This is a genomic window from Gordonibacter sp. An230 (genome assembly GCF_002159915.1).
GTDB lineage: Bacteria > Actinomycetota > Coriobacteriia > Coriobacteriales > Eggerthellaceae > Rubneribacter.
Map to the genome: position 1 here is coordinate 207811 of NZ_NFJP01000001.1, position 14334 is coordinate 222144.

General features: G+C 62.2%; 11 protein-coding genes. 6 read left to right on the plus strand and 5 right to left on the minus strand.

Annotated elements, in window-relative coordinates; translation table 11 throughout:
* The first annotated feature begins 41 nt into the window (after positions 1–41).
* Genes B5F40_RS00760 through B5F40_RS00770 form a run of 3 tightly spaced genes read left to right on the plus strand, consistent with a single transcriptional unit; the run spans position 42 to position 3747 of the window.
* The gene (locus tag B5F40_RS00760; RefSeq protein WP_087192467.1) at positions 42–845 is read left to right on the plus strand and encodes a 4Fe-4S dicluster domain-containing protein; all 804 of its coding nucleotides are present in this window, start codon (positions 42–44) and stop codon (positions 843–845) included.
* On the plus strand, positions 838–3126 hold the full coding sequence (locus B5F40_RS00765) for a molybdopterin-containing oxidoreductase family protein (protein ID WP_239442823.1): 2289 nt from the start codon (positions 838–840) through the stop codon (positions 3124–3126). Before B5F40_RS00760 ends, B5F40_RS00765 begins: the two co-directional genes overlap by 8 nt.
* 9 nt (positions 3127–3135) lie before the next feature.
* A complete protein-coding gene (locus B5F40_RS00770; protein WP_087192554.1) occupies positions 3136–3747 on the plus strand; it encodes a cytochrome c3 family protein in 612 nt (203 codons plus the stop codon).
* Positions 3748–4179: 432 nt separating this feature from the next.
* Here the strand turns inward: B5F40_RS00770 and B5F40_RS00775 are convergent, their stop codons facing one another.
* From B5F40_RS00775 to B5F40_RS15760, 3 genes are all read right to left on the minus strand, one after another.
* On the minus strand, positions 4180–5019 hold the full coding sequence (locus tag B5F40_RS00775) for an endonuclease domain-containing protein (protein WP_239442824.1): 840 nt from the start codon (positions 5017–5019) through the stop codon (positions 4180–4182).
* Positions 5020–5552: 533 nt separating this feature from the next.
* Positions 5553–7481, minus strand: a complete 1929-nt coding sequence (locus tag B5F40_RS00780; RefSeq protein ID WP_087192469.1) for a bifunctional metallophosphatase/5'-nucleotidase — start codon at positions 7479–7481, stop codon at positions 5553–5555.
* 451 nt (positions 7482–7932) lie between these two features.
* Complete coding sequence (locus tag B5F40_RS15760) at positions 7933–8277, minus strand: helix-turn-helix domain-containing protein (protein ID WP_140396365.1); 345 nt, start codon at positions 8275–8277, stop codon at positions 7933–7935.
* 64 nt (positions 8278–8341) lie between these two features.
* Here B5F40_RS15760 and B5F40_RS15765 point away from each other — a divergent pair, with 64 nt between their 5' ends.
* Complete coding sequence (locus B5F40_RS15765) at positions 8342–8668, plus strand: hypothetical protein (protein ID WP_140396366.1); 327 nt, start codon at positions 8342–8344, stop codon at positions 8666–8668.
* A gap of 101 nt (positions 8669–8769) precedes the next feature.
* Here the strand turns inward: B5F40_RS15765 and B5F40_RS00785 are convergent, their stop codons facing one another.
* Positions 8770–9513 (minus strand): transposase, encoded by a 744-nt coding sequence (locus B5F40_RS00785; protein ID WP_087192470.1) that lies wholly within the window; start codon positions 9511–9513, stop codon positions 8770–8772.
* Positions 9514–10046: 533 nt separating this feature from the next.
* On the opposite strand from B5F40_RS00785, the gene B5F40_RS00790 reads away from it, so the two are divergent.
* Both B5F40_RS00790 and B5F40_RS00795 read left to right on the plus strand, forming a co-directional pair.
* Entirely contained in the window at positions 10047–11621 is a 1575-nt protein-coding gene (locus B5F40_RS00790; RefSeq protein ID WP_162610842.1) for a flavocytochrome c, read from the plus strand.
* Between the two features lie 426 nt (positions 11622–12047).
* The gene (locus B5F40_RS00795) at positions 12048–13214 is read left to right on the plus strand and encodes a helix-turn-helix transcriptional regulator (protein ID WP_162610833.1); all 1167 of its coding nucleotides are present in this window, start codon (positions 12048–12050) and stop codon (positions 13212–13214) included.
* 10 nt (positions 13215–13224) lie between these two features.
* On the opposite strand, the gene B5F40_RS00800 is transcribed toward B5F40_RS00795, so the two are convergent.
* Positions 13225–14184 (minus strand): acyl-CoA dehydratase activase, encoded by a 960-nt coding sequence (locus B5F40_RS00800; RefSeq protein WP_087192473.1) that lies wholly within the window; start codon positions 14182–14184, stop codon positions 13225–13227.
* Positions 14185–14334: the final 150 nt, after the last annotated feature.

Here is a 14334-nt window from a genome sequence, read left to right on the forward strand (position 1 = left end):
GTTGAGCCAGGTTGAAAATCCAGCAAAAGGAGGAGGAACCGATGGCGAACATGGGGATGGCGATCGATCTGCGACGCTGTGCGGGGTGTTACGCGTGCGTCGTGGCGTGCCAGATGCACAACAACACGAAACCCGGTGTGGCTTGGGGAAAAGTTGAGGCACGGGAGTGGGGCGAGGACCCCGACAACCGTCGTTGCTACTTGCCGCATGCCTGCATGCAGTGCGCGGATGCGCCGTGCGTGAACGTGTGCCCCACCAGCGCGTCGTACGTTCGTGACGACGGAATCGTGATGGTGGACTACAACGAGTGCATCAACTGCGGGTCGTGCGTGCATGCGTGCCCGTACGGCGCGCGCATCGAGAACGACGTGGAAGCCAACTTCTTTGACGCCGACGAGCAAGCGCCCTACGAGGCCGAAGGCATCCAGCGCACGCACGTGGTGGAGAAGTGCATCTTCTGCGCCGGCCGCATCGATGCGGGACTGCAGCCTGCCTGCGTGCAGAACTGCCCCGGCAACGCGCGCTATTTCGGCGACTTGGACGATCCTGAGAGCTCCGTCAGCGCGTTTATCGCGGAGCATGACCCGATCCAGATTCGCAACACGCACTTTTACTACAAGCCGGTGGACGGCATGCCCAAAGAACTGCTGCCGCGCGCCGAGGTGAAGGCGGTCGCGAACAAGGGCGTTGACTCGAAGCCGGCCGACCCGGGCATTCCTCTGCCGGTGGCCATCGGTGCTGTAGCCGTGGCGGGTGCTGCGGGTGCGGGCATCGCCGTGGGCGTGAAAAACCAGCGCGAGGGCAAGGCAGAAGTCGAGACGAAGGGCGGCGAGGGCCATGAGTAAGCTTGCGAACGAACACATGAGCGAGGCCGGAGTGGCCGGCGCATGCACGGCGGGCGGGACGAGCCTGTCGCGCCGCACCTTCCTCAAGGGCGCGGCGGCCATGGCCGTGGGCATCACCGCCATCGAAGGCGGTTACGAATTCGTCTATCCCGACGACGCGTTCGCTGACGAGAACGCGCCCGAGATGACGAAGCGCACGTATTGCGACATGTGCAACCACACACCAAAATGCGGCATCACTGCCACGGTGAAGGGTGACAAGATCGTGCGCGTGGTGTCGCGCGAGAACTACCCGAACAGTCCGTTGTGCGCAAAGGGCCTGTCCAGCCTGCAGGAGCTGTATGATCCGCATCGTCTGCTGCATCCCATGAAGCGCACGAAGCCGAAAGGCCAGGGCGACGCAGGCTGGGAGCAGATCACCTGGGACGAGGCGTACGACGCCATCGTCGACGCGCTCAACAAGGTGAAGGACGAGATGGGTCCCGAAGGCGTGTTCTTCTACTGCGGCGACCCGAAGGAACCGCGCGGTGCGGTGAACCGCTTGGCCAACCTGTTCGGCACTCCCACGTACGGCAATGAAAGCTCCACCTGTGCCTACGCCACGCTCATCGGAACGGGCCTCGTCTACGGGTTCCAGACGCTCGGCGCGAACCCCTCCGACGCGTCGAAGTCGTGTCTCATCTGGTCGCTCAATCCGGCGTGGTCGCTGCCGAACCGCTTCGGCAAGCTGATGGACGCGAAGGAGAAAGGCTGCAAGTTCATCGTGGTGGATCCGCGCGTCACGCCGACGGTGACGGGTTTGGCCGATATCCATTTGCAGTTGCGTCCCGGCACGGACGGAGCGCTGGCGCTGGGCATCGCCCACGTCATGCTGCGCGACGGTTATTTCGATGAGGAGTTCTGCGCCAATTGGACGCACGGCTTCGACGAGTTCAAGGAGTATGTGCAGGAGTTCACGCCCGAGAAGGTGGCCGAGATAACCTGGGTGCCGGCCGAGAAGATCGAGGCGGCGGCCAAGCTGTGGGGCGAGGAGACGCCCGGCTCGTTCATCACCAGCGCCAGCCCGCAGGTGCACCACACCAACGCTGGCAACAACATGCGCGCTATCGCGTCGCTCGTGGCGCTGGCGGGCAACGTGGACGTAGCCGGAGGCTTGCAGATCGAACCCGGTCTGCCATTCGACCTGTTCGCGAGCACGACCGGTTTCAACCGCGAGGACATCTACGACGCAGAACTGGCCGACAAGCGATACGACTTGCAGGATTTCCCTGTATGGACGAAGTACGTGAAGCAGATGCAAACCAACCGCTTCCCCGAGTACGTGGACGAAGGCAAGATCAAGGCCATGGTGATGTTCGGAGGCAACGCCATGATGTGGCCGCAGAGCCACCTTTACCAGGAGGCCATCGGAAAGCTCGACTTCGCCTGCGCGGTCGACTACTACATCCGCCCTTGGACGCACGATTACGTGGACATCATTTTGCCCGCTGCGATGTGCTATGAGCGCATGGCCCCCTTCGCGGTGTTCGGGCGCAAGATATACCTGCGCGAACCGGTCATCGAACCGCGCGGCGAGGCGCGCGAGGACTGGCAGGTGGCCATGGAGCTGGGCAGCCGCCTGGGCTATGAGGAGGAGTGCTTCGGCGGCAGCGTCGAGGAGGCGTTGGCCGAGGTGCTGCGCACGTCGGGGCTCGAGGTGACCATGCAGGATCTGCGCGATAATCCCGACGGCTATGCGGTGCCGGGCGGCGCTCCCTACGAGCCGAAGAAGTACGAGACGGGCAAGATCCGCAAGGACGGGCAACCTGGCTTCAACACGCCCAGCGGCAAGATCGAGCTTGTGTCCGAGATCATGAAGGAGTGCGGCCTCGAGGGTCTTCCGCTGTACAACGAGCCGGTGAGCAGCCCCATCAGCACGCCGGATTTGGCGAAGGACTACCCGCTCATCCTGAACACGGGCTCGCGCGTGCCCATGTACTCGCACTCGAAGCTGCGCGATTGCCCCTGGCTCAACCAGTTCATGCCCGAGCCTATCGTGCGCCTGCATCCGAAGACGGCGGCCGAGCGCGGATTGGAGGACGGCGAGCAGGTGCGCGTGTTCAACCATCTCGGCGAGATCGAGGTGAAGCTCGAGGTGACGAACCTCGTGCTGCCGGGCGTGGTGGACATCTTCCACGGCTGGGAGAAGGCGAACGTGAACAAGCTGACCGAGCGCGAGTTCGACCATGTGACGGGCTATCCGCCGTTCAAGTCGGGCCTGTGCCAAGTCGAGCGGGCGTAGGTGGTTGCCATGAAGCCGAAGAAGTGGCCCATCGTCGCCGGTACGGTCGCGCTCGTGTTCGTGGTGGCGGGCATGGGATTCTGGGTGTGGCACGAGCAGCCGAGCTTTTGCGCGGCCATCTGCCACACGCCGATGGACCCGTACGTGGAGACGTACGATCAATTGTTGGGCGAGGCGGGTGTCGATAAGTACGGCAACGAGGTGACCGACACGTCCAGCATGCTTGCGGTGACGCACAAAGCCGACGGGCAGACCTGCCTCGACTGCCATGTGCCCACGCTGGGCGAGCAGATGACCGAGGGCGCGGCCTGGGCCGCGGGCGGCTACGGCGTGCCGTTGCAGGAGGCCACGCTCGAGGACCTCACCGCGGCGCGCGGGTTGGAGCCCGACGCGTTCTGCCTGAACGACTCGTGCCACAACCTCACGCGCGACGACCTGGCGAACGCCACGGCCGACATGGTGCGCAACCCGCACCTGGCCTATCACGGCGACATCTCGTGCGGGTCGTGCCACAAGGCCCACCGCGCGTCGGTCAACTACTGCTCGCAATGCCACGCCGATGCCGAAACGCCGTCGGGTTGGCTCACTGCGAAGGAGGATGCGCTAGCCGCGGTATCGTGAGCGCGGTGCTTCGGGTCGTGACGACCGGGGGTCGCTGAGGGCGACGGCCGGGTTGCGGTTCCTTATGATCGGGGCCCAGTTGGGGTTTGGGCCTTCGCATTGCCCTTCGGCTCCCTCGTTGCTCGAGGGGGCCGAAGGTCGTGATCGCGGCATCGACGGCTAATCGCCGTCGGTTTGCACAAAATGTTTCGATATGTAGGTTTGGCTCGGATTCACAGTCACTCTCTTCAAGTGGGTCTTTGCAAAATACCAGTTCAGTTGCTTATCTTCTCTTGCCAGCGAGCGTCATGCTGAATTTTTCTCGCCGACAACCTACACGTTGAGGGTTTTTGTGCGAAATCGGTCGTGATCGCGCGATTCTAACGGCGTGCCGACGTCGTCGGCTCCTTGCCGTGCTCCGATACTGCGCGGTGGTGGCGTTGGGCGCTCGGTTTAGTCATATCCTACGGGAAGCCCGAGCTGGCGTCTGAGCTTCAGCTTTTTAGCGTGGTAGTTACGGACGCGCACCTGCGATCTCTTCCCGAGCTTTTTGCCAATAGCTTTGGCAATGGCGTCTGTCGAAGACAAGCTGTCCAGCTCGTCGTTCGTGATGCCGATGACGGTCCAGCCCATAGCCACGAGGGCGTTCGTTCTTCTGGAATCAGAAATGCGCTTCATTTCTCCGCTGTGGTTTTCCCGACTTTGATACTCGATGTCAAGCTTCGCCTCGGGCCAGCAGAGGTCGCACCTGAAGCTTCTCTTTCCGGTGAGCGCCCGGGCCGCTGCAGACGCTTCGACTTCGTAATTCATGCGAGGGATGCCCAGGCCGTACCCGCCGTACATCAGAGGCAGGCCCAAAACGAGCGCTTGCTTCGTCTCTCGCGGAGATGCGGAGCCGTCGGCTAGATACGGCAAGATTGCCTCGATTTTCCCCGAGCCGCGCAGTGACGGGTTGTGCGAAACGAAGGTGCGCAAAGACTTCGTGCAGGTCAGGGGATCTGTCTGGTACGCTGTCGACACTCCTGTGCGCCTGGTTTGGTACGAGCCGCACAGCTCGTAGCCCAATTCGAGCAGAGAAACCTTGTCCGGTTCGCGAGCGGCGGTAAGCGCGAATGTGAGAGTCGCCGTGCTGACGTATGTACGATTCCCCAAGTTGATCAGCGGCTTTCCGCGAAGATGCAAAGAGCAAACGTGCGACGTGCACGAAGAGGAGGTGCGCCTCAACGAGGCGTCGGCGGCAAGGACATGCGCTGGTTGCGAGATGGGCATCTGGGGGTACATCTTCTCCAGCATCTCAATTCTTCGTCTGACTTCCTTCGAAGAGGGAGGGTGGGGCGGCAATGCGCGCATGGCCTCGTGTGGCGCGGTTCGAGCTTCAGGCCCGATGGATCGCAATATCTGATAGGCGGTTTTATAGCCGAAGCAAATCGTTGAAACGCTCATCGGGACCGCCGCCCATCCATGCAACGATCATCGGAGCATTTCGGGGTTTTCTTAGACAGTGCGCTCATTGCGCCTCCTTCTAAGCCCTGGGTTAAGAGGATCTTGCGGGTGTGGGAGGGGAAAGTCGGGCACGTTTTCCACAATGGGCCGCTTCGTTGGAAGGGCACTCGCACTGGCTCTTTGGTTGTAGGCAGTCTATCACGTATGGATGGCCGAGTTTTGAGCAAAAATCCCCCATGTGTAGGATTTGGAATCGATCGAGGAAGGCCAATTGGACAATTTCGTGGAAGACAAGCAAAAAAGCGCAGGTGGCGAGTGGACGTTTGTCGAGAAGTGAATCTCGAAAACCTTCACGTCGATTGTTTTTGCTCGGCTTCAGGTCTTTAGGCGTCGGCTTCTCGACATTGCGCGCCCGCAGCGACGGCTCCTGCTGCTGCGATGACCGCAGTAACTCCAACGGCTGCGGCATTGAGCGGGTCGCCGGTGTTCGCCAACGGCTTGCCGCCGAGATCGGCATCGGGCTTTGCGGTCGGCTCGAGGGCGGGTCCGGGTTCGGGGTTGGGGTCAGGCTCGGGCGTCGGTGAAGGCGTCGGCTCCGGATCGGGGCCGTTCTTGATCACGATGCGAGACTGACCTGCGGGATTGGCGTATTCTTCGCCGATCGTCCCCTTCAGATCGTACTGGATGTACTCGATGAGCGCCTTGTTGTCCAAATCGAGCAGCACGGCCTCGTCGTTCATGAACATGTTCAGACCGTCGCCGCCGTCCACGAGCAGGAACGTATGCGACACCAGCTTGTAGCGCCGGTTCACGTCGAGCGGCTCGCCGTTCACCCGGACGTCGCGCACGCGGTACTCGCCCGCCACGCCGCCGAAGCTGCCGCCCGGCATCTGCACCGACGACGGGATGTCCGTGCGCACGGTGTACGTGAGGCCCGATACGTGCTGCAGCCCTCCGCTCGGTTCCGGCAGGTTCGCGGTGCCGGCTTCCAGCGCGTCGAGGATGTTCTGGCCCAACGTGTCCACGTAGGCCAGCTGGTTGTTGTAGGGCTGCACGTTGATGAGGTCTCCGTACGTCACGTCGCCCGGCTCGATGTTCGCGCGGATGCCTCCGCCGTTCGCGAAGGCGATATCAGCCGTCACTCCGCTGTGCCAGGCCAGCGCCAGGTACGCGTCGGCCACGAAATCGCCGAGGTTCGTCTCGTGCGTGCGGACGGCCCAAGTGTAGCCGTCGTCCTCGAACGCGACGAGGCGCACGTCCGACGTCCCGATGACGCGCCCGGTGATCTGCGCGAGATTCGCTTGCAGCCCGGCGATGTAGGCGGCCGTGCCGGCATCGACCCCGTCCCAGGTTTTGACGAGAGTTCCGGTGCAGTTCGGCGTGGAAGCGGTGATCGCGTTCGCGGCGGGGTCGATGACCACCTGGCCGATGCTGACGAGCTGGGTGCCCGTTTGCGTGACCAGCACGGGCTCGCCGTCCTTGTTCGCCAGCGTCTGCACGTACTCTTCGTGCGAGTGCCCGTCGATCATCACGTCGATACCGCTCGTGTTCGCCACCACGGAAGCGCTGGTCCAACGCGGGGTCACGCCTTTCTGGCCGAGGTGCGCGAGCGCAACCACGTAGTCGGCCCCGTCGCGTCGCGCCCGCGCGGCGGCGTCCTGCACGGCTTCGTAGAGCTTTGCGCCGGAATCGTCCTCGCAGAATCCGTAGCGGAACTCCCCGCCTTCTTGGAAGTGGGCGGGGGAGGACTTCGTCAGCGACTCGGGCGTGCAGATGCCCAAAAACGCCACCGTCCTCTTGTCGGCGCCCGTGCCGTATTCGCGCAGCGCGTACGCATCGAACATGAGGTTGCCGGTGCGAAGGTCGGTGAAGTTGCAGGAGAGGTACTTCGCCTTCGAGCGGGCGACGAGCGTGTTGAGCTGGGTCATCCCGTAGTCGAACTCGTGGTTGCCGGGAATGGCTAGGTCGTAGCCGCACTCGTTCATGATGTCGACGAGGTACTCGCCGTCCGTCAGCGTGCCGATGGCCTTGCCCTGCACGGCGTCGCCGGCGTCCACGAGCGTCACGCGGTCGGTCCCGTAGGCGGCGCGTGCGGTTTCGACGTAGTTCGCCAGCTTCGCGTAGCCCAGGTTCTCGTCGACCGCGCAGTGCACGTCGTTCGTGTGCACGATGACGATGGGCGCGTCTGCCGCAGCCGTGGCCGCTTCGTCGGCCAACGCTCGAGCGGGCAGCGCGAACGAGGCGAGCGCCACGGCGGACAGCGTGCAGAACGAGCGGCGGGTTAAGGGGCGGCAAACGGGCGGGTTCGTCATGGATGTCTCCTCGAAGCAAACGCGAGCACGTAGTCTCTTCAGTATACCGCGTGCGGCGCGCGGGCCGGAAGTGTCGGTTTCACATGGTCGCGGCACGGTCGCAACGCAGTGCAGACGCTGTTTGCGTTTGCCGGTTGTGCTCGGCGTATGGCCGAATCTCACATCCTCGTCGCTTTCTTCGCCCTGCCCCCGAATGCACAGTTTTGGCCGTTCTGAAGCCCAACCGGATGATACGACGAGATCCCGACCTTTGCGACCTGGGAAAACGCGATCGGACTGCGCTGCCCGGCGCGCGAAGGAGCCTTGGGGGCTTCGAAAAGCTTCAGAGCGGCGAAAACTGTGCATTCGGGGGGGGCAGAAAGCCTGGTTCGAGGGATGCAAATCTATCCCGTGTTGTAGATGCGCGGGCATGCTGCTGCGATGTAGCGGGGTGGGTCCGTTTAAGGGTCGCTCATGAGCTGACCCGAGATATGCCGAATCCTCTTGCAATCTTCTCGATATTGCCGAGCGCCGGATTGCGTTTCCCGAACCCTATGTTACCAAGGTTCGTTTTGCCCGCGCTCATGACGAGAGCGCATTCTTTTTGAGGCCATCCGCGCTGTTCGCGAAGATCTTTGTTGCGATGCCCGAACTGCGGCTTCAAAGCCGTCATGCCATAAGACCGGGCGAGCATGTAGACTGATTGCAAACTATAAGTGAAAAATGAGAGAAATGGTTTATGCTGAGCGGATAAAGCGGATGAACTCGCATGATGCGTTGAAAATGGGTTTGAATGGAGGGATTCGAGGTAAAACATCTCCTTGCTCGCATGCGCAGATGGCACTGCGCAGACGGTGCGCAGCGATCGCGAGGCGGAAGATATGTTCGTGGCGACGAACGATATCGAACGCGCACCTGTTCAAAACCTGTGGAGCGGGGCTACTGGTTGGGATTCGCTCGGTAGCTGGAAAACAAGGGACTTCGATGAAGTTGGAGGCGCGCCCATTTCGGAGGAGGGCTGCGCCGCTCAGATTCGCGGCACCGTCGCTCTGCTTGCCATCGAATATGTTGAATTTCCTGGTTCTTCTGAAGCCGAAATCGACAACATGTTCGCTTTCCCAGCTGAGGCGGCGGTCTCTGCTGGCTATTGCGAAGGAGATCGGCTATATGAAGTCAAGGGCAAAACTGTAGGAAGTCGAAGTTTCTAGAATTGTCCGAATCCGCGTCTTGATAGCCGAATATCGAATGCTTTTGGGCGCAATGGAGCGCGCCGCATCGGCGGCGTGGAGCGAGGATATGCCGTTTGCGCCTACTTGGCCGGGTCGTAGGGCTCCCCGTCGCGCATGACCGCGTAGACGACGTGGCGCAGCTTCCTGGCAACCGCCGTGACGGCGACCCTGTGGGGCTTGCCCTCGCGCCGCTTCTTGTCGTAGAAGGCTTTGAGCCTGGGGTCGTGCCGCCTGGCGCGGTTCGCGGCCAGCCAGAGCGATCTTCGCAGATAGGGCGAGCCGTGCTTGGTGATCGGGACTCCCTGGGCCGAGAACCTGCCGGATTCGTCCACTCCGGAGCTGGGGCCCGCGTACTTGACGATCGACGCGGCGCCCTTGAAGCGCCTGACGTTCCCGATCTCGGCGACGATCTGGGCGCCCGTCGTGGTCGATGCTCCGGGGACGGTGGTGATGTTGGGCTCGAGCTTCGCCAGCAGCGAGGAGACTTCGCGCTCAACCTTGGCGATGGTCCGGTTCAGGAACTCGGCCTGCGAGACCATCGTCTTGAGCCGGAACGAGGCGGCGTCCTCCCCGAGCCTGATGCCGACCGACGACTTCGCGGCGGCCCTGACCTGGGCGGCCTTGGCCTCGCCGAGCCTGCCGCGGGACCCCTCGGAGAGCAGCTTGGCGATCGTGGAGGTGCGCTTGCGGGCGACTTCGGACGGCGTCGGGCACTCTGCGAGTACCTTGAGGGAGGCGGCGCCGAAGGCGAGCGCTTGAGGTCGAAGCCGGTCGGGTCCGACTCGTAGACGGCACGCGCCAGCTGCGGCAGCTCCGCCGCCCATGCGGCGACGGACGCAGGGGCGTAGCCGAAGGAGCGCTCCGCGATCTCCCCCGTCTCCGGTACGAACGCGGCGTCGATCGGGTGGGCGTGCACGTCCAAAACCGATGCTGGTACGATACGACATGGCTGAGCCCCCTCATGAATGCGGTACGGGCACATCTGTGACTGCGTCCTAACCCGCGATGCCCCGAAGGGGACCCTTGCTTCAGGGAGAGAGGCTCCAGCCGCTTCTCATGTCTTCTAGGACATAGGGGAGCTGGCGGATCGATTTTTTGAAGTCCTAAGGTCGCGAAAAACTCGTCCTCGCTTTCGTGAGGCTTGTACGCGTAGTCTCTTCGCGTTTTTCAGGTTGTCAAGGGCCTCCGCAGGGGAGGTGGCGGTTCGGGCATGGCAGCGGGTGGAAAAAGAGCGGGGAATGCCTCTTCAACCCTTTTGGGGGATGCGATTCGAGCCTTTTGGAGGGTGCGGCGCGTGGTGTGCATCGATAAGGTTCTAGTTATCGGAAACATTTTCAACTCAGGGAGGACAAGTGCTATGGCAACAATCGCGCGAAGGGATTTTCTCAAAGCCGCAGGTCTTGCGGGAGCCGCTTTTGCAGGCTCGACCATGCTTGCTGGATGTGCGCCTAAGTCTGCGGAAACCGTCCAAGCGGCAACGGCCGCGTCGAGCGGTCTGCCTGAAATGTGGGACGAGGAAGTGGAGGTGCTGGTGGTCGGCTCGGGCTATGCCGGTCTTGCCGCTGCATACGAAGCTGCAAAGGCGGGTTCAGGCGTGCGCATTATCGACAAACGTGCGTCTGGCGGTGGCAACTCAGCGTTCGCCGATGGCCAGATCGCTGTCGTTGGTTCGGCCGCCCAGAAGGCGGCTGGCATCGAGGACAGCGTTGAGGCTTTCGTCAGCGACTCGTTGACGGCGGGGCTGAATCTCAACTATGAAAGCAAAGTGCGGCTCATCGCAGAAAAATCGAACGAGACATTCGAATGGACCGTCAATGAGATAGGGGTCGAGTGGGCTCAAGACGCCGAGACAGGCTCGGATCGCCTCATCGCCCAGGGCGGGCATACGGTCATGCGCTGCATTCCCCCTCAGGCGAACAGCGGATCGGGCATCACCGAGCCTTTGACAGCGAAGCTTGCCGAGCAGGGCATCCAAGTGGAGACCGACACTCAACTTGCGAGGTTGTTCAAAGACGACGCAGGCCGTGTCGTGGGCGTGCAGATAGCCCTCGGATGCAGGGATTACGACCTGTCTACCGCCAAGGAAACCAAAACGGTGAAAACCTCGCGCGGCGTTGTGCTCGCGACGGGCGGCTTCGGCCTGGACGTGGCGTTTCGCAGCGCTCAAGATCCTCGTCTTGACGAAACGGTGGGCTGTACGAACCGGGAAGGCTCCAATGCCGACGGTTTGCGCGTTGCACTCGATGCAGGGGCTTTTGGCATGCAGCTCGACCAGATCCAATGCTATCCGTACACGAGTCCGGTTGAGAATTCGTTTGGGTCGTCGGCTACGTGGATCGAGGCGGAATGCGCTTATGCGCCCGTCATCGATCCGGCGACGGGCAAGCGCTTTGTGAACGAGCTGACCGATCGCAAAAGATTCAGTGATGCAATTTTCGAGCTGGGGCATCCTGCATTGCAGATTGGCTGCATCGATAACGCTCCCGAATGGGCGCGGGAAAGCCTGGAGGCAGGACTCGGTAACGGCGCTGTGGTGGAGTTCGACACGCTCGATGCCATTGCAAGTGAGTATGACATACCGCTTGAAGCGCTGAAAGCTCAGATCGATAGCTACAACGCCTGCGTAGAAGCCGGCATTGACACGGAATTCGGCAAACTGTTCAACGATGACAGCGCTCCGATGAAGAATGCTCCTTACTACGTGGCCAAGATGCAGCCGAAGGTGCACCATTGCATGGGCGGTGTGAAAACCGATGATAATTGCAGAGTCATCGGAAACGATCTACAGCCCATTTCGGGCCTGTACGCTGCAGGTGAGGCGACCGGCGGTGTGCATGGCGCGTGCCGTCTTGGCTGCAACGGCACGCTCGATTGTTTGGTGAACGGACGCATTGCCGGCCAGCAGGTTGCCCTGAGCGACCCACTCGCCTAAGCGTAACGTTTTCTGAGCGGCATCTGCGCGAGCGTCTGTCCTTTCCCTCCGGTGAGCCGTCCGGCGTTGCTTGCGACGCCGGACGGTCGTGCCTATACTGTGTGGGTGAAGACGTGTAACGAAGGGAACCTAGGGCTGCGAATGCCGGCAAGTTGCCAGAAAACCTTAGATCCAAACGCGGTCGGTGACTCTCCGCGCGATACGGGGCACGGATTGGCCGGATGGCCGACGGCGGTCTTTCTTGTGCTGGGCCTTGCCCTGCTCGATGTGTGGTGCGACATGCTGGGTCATTGCTCGGCGATGGCATCGGCGAGTCAGCTCGTTCAAGACGTTTTCACGAACAGCCGGGTTTTCTGGTCGCTTTCGCTGGTTTTTTGCTGCGGGCTCATGGTTCTGGTTCCTCAAAAGGTCGAGAGGGCTGTCCGTGTGCTCGGGGTCGTCGTTCCCCTTCTGGCAGTCGCCGGAACGCTCGCGTACGCGGCGAGCTTCTCTGTTTTTGGTAGTGCAGGTGCAGGCATGGGCATGGGCGCGGTTTTGTTGACCGGTGTTTGCTACGGCTGGCTCGAAATGAGGTTCCTCTGCGAGGCGGCACGTGTGGGGCGCTTCGTCGACATCGTCTGGATTCTTGCGGCGAGTCGCATCATCAAGACCGTCGTCGTTGCGATCTTGGGTTCCTACGATGCCGTTGCCCAGGTGGCTGTCGATGCGCTGATGCCGGTGGGCATCGGGGCACTTCTCTCCATTGTGGGAGGCCGGGCTGTTGCGGGTGCGTCCTCGTCGCAGCCGAGCGGCGTTCCGCGCGTCGACCGGACCACCATGATCGCTTTTCTGATCATGTATCCCGTGCTGAATGCCGTGGCGCGGGCGCTCAGCAATCTAGGCTTTTGGGGTAGCGCCAACGTCATCGACGGTGCAAGCATCGCCTCTAGTCTTCCGGCGTCGATTCTCTTTGCCGCTTTCGTCTATTTCGCGTTTTCCCGCTGCCAGGAGGAGGGGATCGTCGGACAATTCGTCCGGGCCCTCCTCGTGCTTCTCGCATGCTTTTTGTTTCTCGACGAGCAGACCCTCGCGGCCCTCGGGGTTGCGACTGTGGTCATCGATTCGCTTATGACGGCGGTTGAGCTGTTCTCCCACTTCCTATTCTGGCTCATCGCTGTTGCGGCCATCCGCGCGCTCGATTGGCCGCCGGTGCGTTCGGCTGCCGTCTCGGAGCTGGTGATGAGCTTCGCGGCGCTTGTGTTCGGCTTGGCTCTTCAGGGATTTTCCGGCTTAGGGCGCATGATCGTCGGTGCCGCCATGTACGGGGTTATCGTCATCGCGCTCATGCTGCTTTGGAAGATGCGCGAGTCGTCGCTCAAGACGTTCGACGTGGATGGTTTGGAGGACCTTTGCGGGCGCATCGCCGCAGAGCACGGCCTCTCCCCGCGTGAAACTGAGGTGTTCAAGCTGCTCGCCCAGGGCAGAAGCCGCTCGTTCATTCAAGAAGAGCTGGTCATTTCGGACGCAACGGTAAAAAGCCACATTAACCGCGTGTATCAAAAGCTCGGGATACACAGCAAGCAGGATCTGATCTCTCTTGTCAGGAAACGTTAGAAGACCGGCCTCACGCCTCGGTCCTCACGGCGCCTTTCTCGCAGCGGTTGCCCCAGGAGTCGATGATAGTGCCGTCGCGGTAGACGCAGATGATCTCGCAGTGGTTCGCGCACTTCTGGCACTCCACTTCGCGGGTGGCGAACTCAAAGGAACGCAGCGCGTCGAAGTTGAACGTCGCTTGGCCGGCGCCCTCGCGCGATGCGGCCTCTACCGCCAGGAGCGCCACGCCGAACGCGCCCATGAGATGCCCGTCGGCATCCACCAGAACGTCCATCCCCAGCTCGTCGCGGAACGCCTGCACCACGCCGGCGTTCTTGCTCACGCCGCCCTGGAACACCACAGGCGCGACGATCTGCTTGCCTTTGCCCACGTTGTTCAGGTAATTCGTGGCCACGGCGCGGCACAGGCCCGCGATGATGTCCTCGCGGGCGTAGCCCACCTGGATCTTGTGCACGAGGTCGCTCTCGGCGAACACGGTGCAGCGCGCCGCGATGTTCGCCGGCTTCTTCGAGGTCAGCGCTATTTCGCCGAACTCCTCCACCTCCACGCCCAGCCGGTGCGCCTGGCTCGACAGGAACGCGCCCGTGCCCGCGGCGCACAGCGTGTTCATGGCGTAGTCCACGGCGATGCCGTTCTCCACGCAGATGATCTTGGAGTCCTGTCCGCCGATCTCCAAGATGGTGCGCACGTCGGGATGCAAAAACGTCGTGCCCACGGCATGCGCCGTGATCTCGTTCTTCACCACGGTGGCGCCGCACATGGCGCCCACCAGCCGCCGTGCGCTGCCCGTGGTTCCCACGGCGCGCACGTGCACGGCGTCGCGGTCCACCTGCGATCCCAGGTCGGTTACCACGCGGCGCGCGGCGTCGGCGGGGTTGCCCTCGGTCCACAGGTACGTGCGCGCGATGATGTTCCGTCCGGCGTCGATGATCACGCCCTTCGTGGAGATGGAGCCGATGTCGATGCCCAAATAGCAATCCGCTTTCCTTGTCGAAGGGGACGAGGCGCTCGATGATACGGGGCGTTTTGGCGGGGTGTCCTGCGGAGCCGGCCCTTCCTTGATTCGAGCCTGGTCGGGCGCCGGAGCGGTTTTCGAGTTCGTTGCCGACGTACTTGGCGA

Coding starts and splice junctions, on each gene's coding strand:
- B5F40_RS00780 (WP_087192469.1), bottom strand. CDS start 7,481: ATGACGAACCCGCCCGTTTGCCGCCCCTTAACCCGCCGCTCGTTCTGC.
- B5F40_RS00765 (WP_239442823.1), top strand. CDS start 838: ATGAGTAAGCTTGCGAACGAACACATGAGCGAGGCCGGAGTGGCCGGC.
- B5F40_RS15760 (WP_140396365.1), bottom strand. CDS start 8,277: ATGTTTTACCTCGAATCCCTCCATTCAAACCCATTTTCAACGCATCAT.
- B5F40_RS15765 (WP_140396366.1), top strand. CDS start 8,342: ATGTTCGTGGCGACGAACGATATCGAACGCGCACCTGTTCAAAACCTG.
- B5F40_RS00785 (WP_087192470.1), bottom strand. CDS start 9,513: ATGGGCGGCGGAGCTGCCGCAGCTGGCGCGTGCCGTCTACGAGTCGGA.
- B5F40_RS00770 (WP_087192554.1), top strand. CDS start 3,136: ATGAAGCCGAAGAAGTGGCCCATCGTCGCCGGTACGGTCGCGCTCGTG.
- B5F40_RS00760 (WP_087192467.1), top strand. CDS start 42: ATGGCGAACATGGGGATGGCGATCGATCTGCGACGCTGTGCGGGGTGT.
- B5F40_RS00790 (WP_162610842.1), top strand. CDS start 10,047: ATGGCAACAATCGCGCGAAGGGATTTTCTCAAAGCCGCAGGTCTTGCG.
- B5F40_RS00775 (WP_239442824.1), bottom strand. CDS start 5,019: ATGCTGGAGAAGATGTACCCCCAGATGCCCATCTCGCAACCAGCGCAT.